Genomic DNA, 12,731 nt, shown 5'->3' on the forward strand with positions numbered 1-12,731 from the left:
CTTTTGCAGAAGGTTGCGTCCCTGTGAGACCATCGTCCTGCTGGAACCGGGGGCGACATCGATGGAGATACCACGACAGACCGAAGCGTTATCGGGCCGCTCCCAATCTCCGGGCTCGCTGACCGAACAGCTGCGGCCGGGCTTGCGGGGCGAACTGGTGTTGCCGACAGATGCTGCCTACGACCGGGCGCGCAGGGTCTGGAATGGGGCGATCGACAAACGCCCAGCCGCAATTGTCTTTTGCGCCACTCCCGACGACGTCGTCCATGCCGTAACTTATGCCAGGTCGCAAGGCTGCCTCGTGGCCGTTCGCAGCGGCGGCCATAACGTCGCCGGTCTGTCGGTCTGCGATGATGGGATGGTGATCGATCTGTCCCGCATGAAGAAGATCTCCGTCGATCCTCAGCGCCGCATCGCCAGGGCCGAGGCCGGTTTGAACCTGGGCGAATTCGACGCAGCCACACAGGCGCACGGCCTTGCGACGACCATGGGTGTCAACGGCGACACCGGCATTGCCGGCCTGACGCTCGGCGGCGGCTTCGGCAAGCTCGGGCGCAAGCATGGCCTAAGCTGTGATAATCTCATCGCCGCTGAAATCGTCACGGCCGATGGACGGATGTTGCGAACAAGCGCCAGCGACCATCCCGAGCTATTTTGGGCCCTTCACGGCGGCGGCGGCAATTTCGGCATAGTAACGGCGTTCGAATACCGGCTGCACCCGCTCGGCCCAGCGCTTCTCGTGGGCTCGGTGCTTCACGCTTACAATCAGGCGCGCGAGGCGATGCGGTTTTACGATGAATTCTCCCGCGGCGCCCCCGACGAATTGAGTGTGGATGCCGCGCTTGTCACTCTGCCTTCAGGCGAGCGTGCCTTCAGCATCGCGGCCTGCTACGCCGGGCCGCTCGAAGCGGGCGAAGCTGTCATCGCGCCGCTGATGAAATTCGGATCCCCCGTCGAAAGCCGCCTGCAGGCCATTCCTTATATCCAAATTCAATCGGCGGGCGACAGCCTGTTTCCACGCGGACGACGCTATTACTGGAAAGCGCAGTTCCTGCGTGAGATCGCAGATGGTGCGATCGACGCGCTGCTCGACTGTTACGCGAAAGCTCCCAATCGCTCGTCCCTGCTGGTCTTCCAGCAGGTCGGCGGAGCGATCGCTCGGGTACCCGCGTCGGATTCGCCCTACGCCAATCGCGATGCGGCCCTCGACTGCTTCCCGATCGCGATCTGGGACGATCCAGTCGATGACGAGGCAAATATTGGCTGGGCGCGCGACCTGTGGAATGCGGTCAGGCCATTCTCCACCGGCGGCGTCTATGCCAACAATCTCGGTGATGAGGGCGACGAGCGCGTGCGGGATGCTTACGGCGGAAATTATGCGCGCCTCGCCGCTGTCAAGAAGCAATATGACCCGACTAATTTCTTCCGATTGAACCAGAATATCAGGCCTGGATAATTCGCAATCCGTGGGGGATCCGTGCGCAGCCGCTGGACAATTCTTGCTGTCCTGTTTGTCGCCCGCGCCGCCATGGCGTTTCAATTTCAGAGCGTCGGCGCCGTCGTGCCCCTTGTCCGCGACAACCTCGGCGCGAGCCTGGCCGACATCGGCATTCTAATCGGCCTCTATCTTGCGCCGGGGATAGCGTTGGCCCTGCCCGGCGCCACGATCGGCCGGCGCTATGGCGACAAGACGACCGTTCTCGCCGGCCTTCTGATGATGCTGGCGGGTGAAATGCTGATGACGGCGTCGACATCCTGGAGCCTGCAGATCGGCGGCCGGCTGGTTGCCGGCACCGGCGGCGTTCTCCTGAACGTCCTGATGACCAAGATGGTCGCCGACTGGTTTGCCGGCCGGGAAATCGCAACCGCCATGGCCACCTACATCAATTCGTGGCCAGCGGGCATCGCCATCGCTCTCTTGCTCTTGCCGGCAATCGGCACGACGTTCGGGATGACTGGCGTGGGCATTGCCGTTTCGGTTCTGATTGTTGTCGCCATCGGTCTGACGGCCTTCGTCTATCGCAGCCCGGGGGTAGCGCCTGCTGGTGGCGTCGAACGCCTCGGCATTTCGGCCGGCACAGCCTATGCCCTCGTCGCCGCCGGACTCATCTGGTGCCTCTACAACGTCGGCTTCGCAATGGTCTTCAGCTTCGGTCCGTCGATGCTCGTCGAGCGTGGCTGGTCCACCTCTGCGGCGGGGTCGACGATCAGCGTCGTGCTTTGGCTGGCGACCCTCTCCGTCCCCTTTGGCGGCATCCTGACAGATCGCACCAGACGCGTCGGCGCGGTACTTGTGGCGGGCTGTGTCGGCTTTGCATTGCTGATGCTGCTGCTGTCGCGAGGCGGAGCAGTGTTGCCCCTCACCTTTGCCATGGGGATCGTATGCGGCTTGCCTGCCGGCGCGATCATGAGCTTGCCCACACGCGTGCTCGATCTGAGGACGCGATCGATCGGGATGGGCGTGTTCTACACCGTCTATTATGCCGGCATGCTGGCCGCGCCGGCGATCGGCGGCAAGCTTGCTGTCTGGACCGGCACCGCGACGGCCGCACTTGATTTAGGCGCTGCCGCCCTCCTGCTTTGCCCTCTCCTCCTTTGGTCATTCCACCGGATCAGTTACCTTCGGCGGCGCTGTTCCGAGCTAATCTAGGCGACTGATCTTTGGCTGAGACCGAACGGAGCAAGAAGAGCAGGCACTCGGCGTGCTGCCAGTATTGTTACTCCGGCAGGCCAGCAATCTCCAGCGCCTCACCGAGGCAATTCGAGAGCGCGGGAGCACAGTTCACGCCTGCAAACTGGCGGCTGTAGCGAAAGCCAGGTTGAAGCTCGATCACGCGAGCGGCGGCTGCCCTCGCTTCGTCCAACCGGCCAAGCTTGGCCAGCGCGGCGGCCAATTGCACATAGGTGATGCTGTGCGCCGGATTGGCTTGGACGGACTTGTAGGCAGCACGGCAAGCCTCTTCGTAACGGCCGTGCAGCAAATGGCTCATCGCCTGCGCGTCAAATGCGGCCCAGGCCCATGAATCGAATGGGCTCAGCCGCATGCCCTGCTCGCTCCACTCTATCGCGCGCTCCGCTTCACCGCTCCATCCGAGCATGACGCTGCCGAGGATGTAGGTCAGCGCCGATGACGGGCTGATGGCGAGGGCGGCTTCCAATGCCGCGAACGCACCGGCGCGATCATGCGCATCCATTCCGATGGAAAAGCCCGCCCACGTCAGGGCGAGCGCATCATCTTGCCCGTGGACGATGGCCGACCGCGCGTGGCGGATCGAAGACGCACGATTGATCTCCTGCAGGCCGGCGCGAAGGAACAGGCAATGATGGCACATCGCGGCATTGCCATGCGCCAGCGCATAGGCCGGTTCGAGCGCGAGCGCACGCTCGAGAAGCACCAGCGCCCTGGTCACCTGATCCGGCATGCCTGAATCCACGTCAGGCTGGGCCTGCAGCACGAGATCGTAGGCATCGAGACTGCCAGGGCGCTTGCGCCTGACTCGTTCGATTTCGGCTTTCCGCACGCTTGGCGCAATCGCTCCTACTGCTGCCAGTGCGATCTCGTCTTGCAGCGCGAAGATGTCTTCGGAGCTGCGATCGTAGCGCTCGGCCCAGACATGCGCACCGGTCGAAGCATCGATCATCTGCGCGGTGACACGCACGCTGCCGCCGGCCTTGCGCACGCTGCCTTCGAGGACATAGCGAACGGCAGGGGCCGACGCGGCTAACTAATGATTATAGGCGTGAGTAACCGCGCAGTCTCCATGCCATACCCGTCAGTTGAGGGAGGGACGCATGCGTACGTGCTGATCAAGCTTGCCCCATAGCTCCTCCTGATATCCCGATCTCAGCCATGAGCACGCGCAATTTGGCCGCAGGTGCAAGGCAGAACGTTCGAAGAGCTTCCAAGAACCCGAGTCGCCGCCGAATTGTAGAACCGCCTTTCGACTACTTTGGGCCGTGAGCGGACCGGCAGCTTTCGGACTGGCGAGCCGAGAAACCGACGTTCCATTCGGCGCACCACGCCGTCAGCATCGGACCATGCTCTGCTTGGCTTCAGGTACCCAGAACTGCCTCGGCCTCTGTTCATTCCGTTGGCAGTGGCACAAGGTCGAGCTTCGGCACGAATTCCTCTATCTCATCGTCAAGCGGTGGCGGTTCTTCTTCAGCTTCCTGCTTCGGTTCGACCATCAGCAGGCCGACCACGATCAGCGCTAACGAAACCCAGGTGAGCGCCGGTATCGCTTCGCCCAGCAGCAACATGCTCCACCCTATACCGGCCGCGGTTACGGCGTAGGCGTTCTGGCTTGCGAACACAGCACCTGTGCTGGAGATCAGCGCAATGAAGAGCAGCATGGCCAGATTGCCGGCAACTGCCATCAGAATGACGATGATGCCAAGCCTTCCGGTCAACAAACCAACCGGTATGAAATCCCCATAAAAAGCCGCCAGGGGGATCAGCATCAGAAGCGAAGCAACAAGAACGATGCCGAGCATCGCGACGCTGTCTATGGCAATCGGTTTGAATTCAGAAAGGTAAATATCCTCCGTCGCATAAGTGACCGGGATGACGAGTGCGATGGCGAGCCACAACCAGTTGGCATTCATTTCCCCTGGCTCGCCAAAGAAAAGGATTATGACGATGCCGATGAGACCCAGTCCAAGACCCAGAAACCGTTTCATGCTGGGCGCTTCAGTCCGCATCAAAGCCGCAAAAAGGAATACGGCGAAACCCTCCAACACGATCACAATGGAGACGATAAAGGCGGGAAGCTTGCTCGCCAGCCAATAGACCAGCACCTGATTGACCACCGAGCTGATGAACGCCAGGATGATGACGAAACGCCAATCCGAGCGCTTGAGAGCAGATAGGCTCGGCATTGTCCCGCGCTTAAGGCTAATCCCGAGGCAGAACGCAGCTCCCATGAGATCAATAAGGATCGCTAGTCCAATTGGGTGAGCTTCAACGAGCGAAGCCATTTTCGACAGCGGGACGACAAGGCCCCACAATCCTCCGCAGGCCAACAGCAGCAAGGCTCCACGGAAGGTGCGGATGTTTTGCCGCATCTTGCGCTCGCGCTCGTAGACCTTTTGGGCCATCGTAGCGAACACACTGGCAAGTTTGCCCAGACCATCGGTTCGGGCTGCTACATCGCGGATGCCCAGCTTTGAAGGGTTGAACCTCCCGCTTTCCAGGGTTGCGGCCGCTTTAGTCAGCTTGGTCACCTGACGCAGATATTCCTTCTCTACATCGCGCAGTCGCTTTTTCTCGATGCACGTGGAAATCCGCGCCTTGAGAAGCGCCAGTTCAAAATCCTTGGGCAAGAAATCCTCGGCGCCCAATTCAATCGCCTTCACGACGCTGCTCATCTCATCGTCGAGCCCGGATACTACAATCACAGGCACATCCCGCGTCCGCGATGATGTCTTCAGGCTCGTCAGCACCTCGAAGCCGTCCATCCCCGGCATCATGATGTCGAGAAGAACAAGATCGAAATTTTTGGCTGCGAGCAGGTCGAGTGCCGCTCGACCGTTTTTTACAGCCTCGGCTTCATGGCCGAGAGCCTCGACCGATTTTTTGAGTTTGATCCTTATGGTCCGAGAGTCGTCGACGATGAGAATTCGGCCAGGGTTGCTCACGCTATTTCCCCAGATTGAAGATTGTTCGAAGCTCGGTGATGGCGACGTCAAACGCGCGCTGTGCATCGCCAATCTCGGCAAGACTGGCGGGCTCCCCGCTTGCGCACCGCGCCTCCACCCCTGCGCAGATCTGGCTGAGATCAAATGCACCCATATCCCGCGCATTCGATTTCAGGGAGTGGGCGGCCCGTCGGACGGCGGCGTGGTCGGAGGCATGACATGACGACCACATGTCCTGCATGATGGATGGCCCTTCCTCCAAGAAGGACTCCACAAGCTCCAGAAGGTCAGCTTCCTCGCCACCGACAAGCTCACGCAGCTTGTCCAGCGCCCCTCTGTTGATCGCCACAACATCCCCCGATGTATGCTTCGTCAAACTAAAACCAGCGCAAGAAAAGGTCTGCCGACGCTGTCAAAAACAAGCGAACTCGAACTCTCTACTACCTTTTTTCAGAGTTCCATGGCGTTGAAAAGACAGATTATCGTGGCAACCCTAAATTAGCGATAGCGCATGGATTCCAGCGATGCTGGCACGACGCCGGTGACGGTTCCCCCAACGTTGCCGTTCCATCTTAGGGACCGAGCACTCCGGGACCTCCGAAATCACCCGCTGCGCCCGCAAGCCTCTCACCGAGATTCATTACGGCTTTGTTCAGCGAAGCTATGAGATCTTCCACACGCAACGGCTTGCTCAGATAATCGTCCATTCCGGCATCCAGATATCTCTCGCGATCGCCCGTCATCGCGTTTGCGGTCAAGGCAATGATGAACGGCTGATGCGACTGCTTGGCATTTAAACTGCGGATCAATCTTGTCGCTTCCAGGCCATCCATGTCAGGCATTTCGATATCCATCAGAATGACATCATGGCTGCCCTGGCTATAGGCAGCGATCGCCGACTGGCCGTCGATTGCCAGTTCCGGCGTGTATCCCAGGCGTTCGAGCACCTTCGAGCCAAGCTTGCGGTTGGTGGCATTGTCGTCGACCAAAAGAATCTGAAGCGGAAGGGTCTTGGCCATCGAACCGTCAAAGGCGGAAGCCTTCGTCTGATCGGCTCGGATGGGGCGGGCCGGCGTCCCAACAAAGATCGACAGCAACGTGTTGAGCAATGGTGAAGGCTTGATAGGCTTGGATAGCGCTGCCGCAAACCGCAGGCTTTCCATTTCCTTCTTCCTGTCCTCCGACATGGGCACCATGGAACTAAGCAGCACCAGCGGAACGCTTTCCATGCCTTCGAGCGCGCGGATTTTTCTAGCGAGTTCGATCCCATCCATGTCAGGCATGTTCATGTCGAGAACGATGACATCGAAGACTTCCCCTGCTTCAAGCCTTCGCAGTGCGTCGCGCGGGTGTTCGCTCGCGGACGCGATCATATTCCATGACTGCGCCTGCAGGGCCATGATGCGGCGGTTGGTTGCGTTGTCGTCCACGACCAGCAACCGCTTGCCTGCCAGTTCGACGGTGGCCGTCGGGGCGTTTGCTAGTTCTTGGCGCGATGCCACAGGCGCGCGAATCGTGAAGAAGAAAGTGGTGCCTTTCCCTTCCGCGCTGTCGACCCAGATCTCGCCGCCCATCAACTCTACCAGACGCCTGCTGATGGCCAAGCCAAGTCCGGTTCCGCCATAGCGCCTGGTCGTAGAAGCATCGACCTGGCTGAAAGATTTGAAGAGCCGGTCCATCCGGTCGCCGGGTATACCGATGCCGGTATCGCGAACCGAAAACTGGAGCGTGCAGATCTTCCCCTCGCCGTCGTCGTTTGAACCATGGTTTGTGGCTGCGGACGCGACCGTCATCACCGAAAGGACGATCTCTCCCCGCTCAGTGAATTTGACAGCGTTATTAAGGAGGTTGATCAGCACTTGGCGAAGCCGACTACTGTCGGCAATGACGGTTTCCGGCGTACCGGGCTCGATCAAATAGCTCAGATCGAGCCCTTTTTCGGCCGTTCTCGGTGCGATCAAATCGATCGCACTTTCCAGGCAGTCGCGCAATTGGAACTGCCGAGGATCGAGATCGATCTTGCCCGCCTCGACCTTGGAGAAATCGAGTATGTCATTTATGACGGTGAGCAGAACCTCGGCGCTGTTGTTAATTGTCTCTCCAATTTCCCGCTGCTCATCATCTAATTTTGTCGCTAGGAGCAGGTTGGCCATGCCGATCACACCGTTCATCGGTGTGCGGATTTCATGGCTCATCGTTGCCAGGAACGTACTCTTAGCCTCGTTGGCCGCTTCGGCAGCCTCCTTTGCCTGCTGAAGGGCGAGGGAAAGTTGTTTGAGCTCAGTCACGTCCTGCGTGGATGACACAATGCGCGACCAGTCATTTGCCGGATCCTGCGGAAGCTGAACCGTCTCGACGAGATAGAGATCGCGCCCGCTGAAATCCTTGTCGCAGACCTCGGTCGAGGTGTGCAGGCGGCCGTCGAAATATTGGGCGACGGCATCTGGGTAGGTTGCCCAGGAGTGTTCCCCGGTGTCTGCCTCCAGCCGAGCCCGCAACGCATCTTTGCTTTCAGCTCCATAGAGCCGAACCAGCGCATCGTTGAAATCGATCCAGCGCACGGAGCTGTGGAGAGATGCGGCAATTTGCGGGTTATCGCGGAGATAGCCGCGGACATCACTGATCCCCTGCCGCAACAGGCCATCGACGATAACTTTGAGTCCGGACCAATCCTCCTCCCAAAGCGGAATTGGAGCTGACTCGAAAAGTTGGCGAAACCGTGCTTCGCTCTGGCGAACGGCGGCCTCGGTGTGCTTGAGCTCGCTGAACAGCTGCGCGTTGTGCAAGGCGGCGCCTGCCGTGGCGGCAATGGTAGAGAGCAAACGCAGAGAGTCATCGTTGAACATGCCCTCGCGTGTCGTGCTCTGCACGCTGATCACGCCGACATTTCCCTGGCCAGTCCTGATGGGAACACCGAGATAGGAGAGCGCATCCTTGCCCACCGGCGTTGCACCAATTTCAGCGCCGCGTTCGGCGACGTCCTGATTGATGAGCAAGGGCTCGCCTGTTTCGAGGATTTTGCTCGTCAGGCCTTCGCCAAGCCGAAGCGTGGTGAAGGCTTCGCCGAACTGGTAAGGGAAATGAATGAGCTTCGTCTTGGGATCGAGCAAGGCCACATAAACAATGTCGGCGCTGAAGATTTCTTGCATCTGATCGCCAATCATCTGGATCGTGTTGCCAAGCTCAGCTTCACCGACCAGCGCCTGACTGACCCTGCTGATAGCCCCCAGTTCGGCCGCGCGTTGTTGCGTTTCCTTTAGAAGTCTCTGGGTCTGGTCGAAGAGGCGGGCGTTGGCGATCGCAACTCCCATGTTGGAGGCTATCGTCTGCAGCAGGCGTACATGGTTCTCGTCGAATGCGTTCCTTTCGTAGCTTTGCACGCTGACTACGCCGAGCGTCTTATCGCCCGAATTGATTGGGACGCCAATGTATGAAGAGGTCCTGTCCTCTTCGAACGGGAAATAGGCACCGCGCCTTTTTCCTTCCTCCATGGTGCTGAAAACCAACGGCTTTCCGCTGGAGATGATTTCCGATGTAAGTCCTATTCCGAGCGGGAAGGCCTCGATGGTCTTGTAGCCCCTGTAGTAAGCGTAGGGCACTCTAACCAGCCCCGATTGGCTGTCGTGCAACAGAATTTCGCTGACCTCAGTGCCGAAGGCCTCCCTCACCTTGTCCCCCACCAGCCGAATAACAGTGTCGACGTTCAGCGACCTTGTCATCGCTTCGCCGACGCTATTGAGAATGGCCATCTCCTTGGCGCGGTCTTGAGCCATCTTCAGCAGCCGCTGCGTCTCGTCGAAGAGGTACGCGTTGGCTATGGCAACGCCCATGCTAGACGAGAGCCCCTGCAGCAGGCGCACGTGATCTTCGCTGAAGACGTTCTTATGGTAGCTCTGGACGCTGACCACACCGAGCGTTTTGTCCCCGACAATGATCGGAACGCCAAGATAGGACTCGGTCTTATCCTCCTCCGTCGGCATCAGTGCGCCCAGAGCAATGTGCTCTTCAATATTCCCCAAAAGAAGTGGCTTGCCCGACAGTATGACTTTAGAGGTCAAACCTTCGCCCATGACAAACGGTTCAGGCTCCTGGTAGTCGCGGTAATACGCGTAAGGGACAGTAATCAGATCGGACTTCTCATCGCGCAGCAGGATCTCGGTAACCTCGGTGCCAAACATCTCGCGAACCTTGTCGCCGACGATCCGGGTCACCGTCTTGACATTCAGCGTTTTGGCGGTCGCTTTGCCGACGCTGTTGAGAATGGCTAGTTCCTTTGCGCGGTCCTCCGACACTTTCAGCAGCCGCTGCGTCTCGTCGAAAAGGCGGGCATTGGCGATCGCTACGCCCATGCTTGACGACAAGGCTTGCAGCAGGCGCAAATGATCTTCGCCGAAGGCATTCTTTTCGTAGCTTTGAACGCTGACAACGCCCAGCGTTCTGCCGCCGGCGATGATTGGTACGCCGATATAGGATTCTGCCCGCTCCGCTTCGGTGAGGGCGATCACATTGAATTCGAGGGACTGTTCAAACGTCCCGAGAACCAGTGGTTTCCCAGAGAGGATGACCTTGGAGGTCAGCCCCGTGCCCAAAGTGAAAGGCTCGACTTCTTGGTACTCGCGGTAGAATGAGTATGGCACGGTGATGAGATCGGAGGCCTCGTCGTGCAACAGAATTTCGGTTATATCAGCCCCGAATATTTCTCGCACCTGATCGCCCACGATGCGGGTCACCGTCTTGACATTCAGCGTCTTTGCCATCGCTTCACCGACGCTGTTGAGGATGGCCAGTTCCTTGGTGCGTTCCTCGGCCAGTTGAATCAGGCGCTTGTTTTCGGCGGAAAGTCGATCAAGCTCGATTGCCGCGTCTGCATTGCTATTTTCCAGTTCGGCAATACGGCGATTGGCGGATTCCAAGAGACTGGCGAGGTCGCCTCCCACTGCCCCCTGCATGTTGGCTTCTCCCAAAAGGACATTCGCAGCTTCAGCGGGATGCTTCTCACCCCGTATATTAGCAAGTAGTGTTGCACGCCAGACGCGCGATTGACAGTACCGGCACACGCCTTGAGGCAATGCAATATCTACTGCGGCGGACGAGATGAAGGGCTTACCATCTTCGCGCCCGGCCGGCCGGATCAATCCCGCGGCACGCCTGGCGACGCGCTCCCGCTGCCGGCCTCGAAAGGCAGCTGGTTCCTGATCGCGGCGACGGTCAGCTCCGGATGGCTTTCCAGCAGTCGGCCGCAAACGCGCTGCGCTTCATCCTTGCGCCCGGCATAGACCAGCGTCGTCACCAGCCAGCGCAGTGCCCAGGTGGCGCCGGGCTGCCGGCTGATCCCACGCTGCGTCATAAGCAATGCTTCCTCATATCGTTCGGCAATGTAATGGGCGGCACCGATGCCGATCTCGGCCATATGCTCGAATTTCCAGATCGCGGCCTCGGACACCAGCGAGGGACGTCGAGCCGCCCAGGCGGAATTCGGGTCAATAGCGCGTGCCCGCGTCAGATGCATCTCGGCAACTTCTCAAAGGACACCATCGAATCATCAAGTCATGCGAACGTGGCGCTCTGCCAATGAAAAAGGCACAGAAGCCGGAGCTGGACAAACACCCCCAGCAGCGCGCCAGTCGAATCGAAGGCGGCAACCGGCGCTTTGCGGGCGGGTTGGGGATCAAAGCAGTCGGTTGCCCGAGACGAAGGGGCCATATCTGTTGGGGAATGCCTAGGCCCTGACATGAGAACCAGGATCCCGACTTCACGTTCCCCGTCTCACGTAGAAAAAAGGCCGGCCCCTTAGCAGCCCAAACCGACAAACGTCGCGTAACCGGTCGGCGATTCAGAAGCCGGATAAAACGAACCACGGGCTGGAACTATAGCCCAACCGCGGCTCTAGCGCATTTTGGGACCCATCCGATCCTTGCACAACGGTCCCTGTCGACTTGCAATCAAGTTTCGGAGTGACCTTACCGTTTGCGCTTGTGGAACACAGGCTCACTCCCTGCTTTACGGCCACCTTCTTTTCTTTCGCAACGGCAGCACCAGTCATGGCCAGTACGATGGCTGCGCCAATAGAAATAGCGAACCTCATGAACACGCCCCTTCACCCTGCACACCCAAAATGGATGCGCCATGTTGACGTTACGGTAACCATACTTCGCCAGCAAACTAACTTGGACCTATGCGTGGCGTTTTGGGACCTCAGTCGCTCAGCTAGTCAGCCAAGCGGAGTAGCCCGACCACATTAGCAGCCGGGCCAAATTCATCACGCTGCTGGATTTCAGAGCCCTCGCCCGGGCCTCGGTCAAGCCGGGCTAGTCATGTTCAGTCTTGTCTGCCTCGCGCTCCTCATCGTGCTGCGGGTCGTCATTAATGTCTCCACCATGTTGATTTTCTTTCTTCGCAATTTTCGTGAGGGCTTGCGCAGCCATCATCACAAGCCATGATGCTCCATGCCACAGGACAATGCTGAGAACGATTCTGACTCGGCCAGGTGAGCCGATGCGGCTCGTCGCAGACGTAATCGCTATTCTAATGCTGCTGGCATTGCCGCCATGGCATATGGCCACTATCAATTACTTCGCGTCCTGGGGCTTTTTCGCCGGCATCTATGGCGGTGCCATGTTCTTGTCGGGCGCCGCGGCCAGCACACGCGCCCGCGTGGCGCTGCTGGCCTTCGGTTAATCAGGTCCTCTGTTCGCATGGCAGATATATTATCCTTAGCTGATATAATGGAATCAAGCCGGCGTACTGTTCCTACCCCGTACCCCGCGCCGGTCAGGCCCAGCTCGTGGGCGTTCCCCCCGCTTTCCGAGCTGGGCCGCCCTCTGCTTCTCCAACAGCACATCAGCATGGCGCGACGCCAAGGCGAGCGGCAGCCCGAGAGTCCATAGAAGCTGGTCGTGCCGCAGTCTCGCCGCGCCGGCATGCAGGGCAAGCACGATATCGGCGACCGCATAGGCCGCCAGCCCGCCGCCGCCGAACGCAATCCAGGCAAGATCGCGGCGTCGCATCGCGCGCAGCCCGGCGACCAGCTCTCGCCAGAGCAATGTCAGGACAAGCCTGTCGTGCCGCATTGATCCGTCGTCATCATGGTTCCG

8 protein-coding genes and 1 pseudogene are annotated in these 12,731 nt (G+C 59.3%); 4 read left to right on the plus strand and 5 right to left on the minus strand.

Annotation, left to right across the window (positions count from 1 at the left end; all coding sequences use genetic code 11):
- Nucleotides 1-61: 61 nt before the first annotated feature.
- Entirely contained in the window at nt 62-1,456 is a 1,395-nt protein-coding gene (locus CK219_RS16195; protein ID WP_095767742.1) for an FAD-binding oxidoreductase, read from the plus strand.
- A 21-nt stretch (nt 1,457-1,477) separates the two neighbouring features.
- The gene (locus tag CK219_RS16200; RefSeq protein WP_095767743.1) at nt 1,478-2,650 is read left to right on the plus strand and encodes an MFS transporter; all 1,173 of its coding nucleotides are present in this window, start codon (nt 1,478-1,480) and stop codon (nt 2,648-2,650) included.
- 67 nt (nt 2,651-2,717) lie between these two features.
- Here the strand turns inward: CK219_RS16200 and CK219_RS16205 are convergent.
- From CK219_RS16205 to CK219_RS16225, 5 genes and pseudogenes are all read right to left on the minus strand, one after another.
- Nucleotides 2,718-3,704, minus strand: a pseudogene (locus CK219_RS16205) (tetratricopeptide repeat protein); the annotation flags it as partial.
- Between the two features lie 379 nt (nt 3,705-4,083).
- Nucleotides 4,084-5,637, minus strand: a complete 1,554-nt coding sequence (locus CK219_RS16210) for a response regulator (RefSeq protein WP_210200005.1) — start codon at nt 5,635-5,637, stop codon at nt 4,084-4,086.
- Between the two features lies 1 nt (nt 5,638).
- A complete protein-coding gene (locus CK219_RS16215) occupies nt 5,639-5,986 on the minus strand; it encodes an Hpt domain-containing protein (RefSeq protein WP_141245354.1) in 348 nt (115 codons plus the stop codon).
- A gap of 223 nt (nt 5,987-6,209) precedes the next feature.
- Nucleotides 6,210-10,586: a GAF domain-containing protein gene (locus CK219_RS16220; protein WP_095767746.1), complete on the minus strand. Its 4,377-nt coding sequence runs from the start codon at nt 10,584-10,586 to the stop codon at nt 6,210-6,212.
- Between the two features lie 182 nt (nt 10,587-10,768).
- Entirely contained in the window at nt 10,769-11,146 is a 378-nt protein-coding gene (locus CK219_RS16225) for a tetratricopeptide repeat protein (RefSeq protein ID WP_141245355.1), read from the minus strand.
- Nucleotides 11,147-12,132: 986 nt separating this feature from the next.
- On the opposite strand from CK219_RS16225, the gene CK219_RS31215 reads away from it, so the two are divergent.
- Complete coding sequence (locus CK219_RS31215; protein WP_141245356.1) at nt 12,133-12,315, plus strand: hypothetical protein; 183 nt, start codon at nt 12,133-12,135, stop codon at nt 12,313-12,315.
- A gap of 218 nt (nt 12,316-12,533) precedes the next feature.
- The gene (locus tag CK219_RS31700; RefSeq protein WP_176477032.1) at nt 12,534-12,710 is read left to right on the plus strand and encodes a hypothetical protein; all 177 of its coding nucleotides are present in this window, start codon (nt 12,534-12,536) and stop codon (nt 12,708-12,710) included.
- Nucleotides 12,711-12,731 lie beyond the last annotated feature (21 nt).

Origin of the sequence: Mesorhizobium sp. WSM4313, from assembly GCF_002294725.1 — a bacterium.
Taxonomy (GTDB): Bacteria; Pseudomonadota; Alphaproteobacteria; order Rhizobiales; family Rhizobiaceae; genus Mesorhizobium.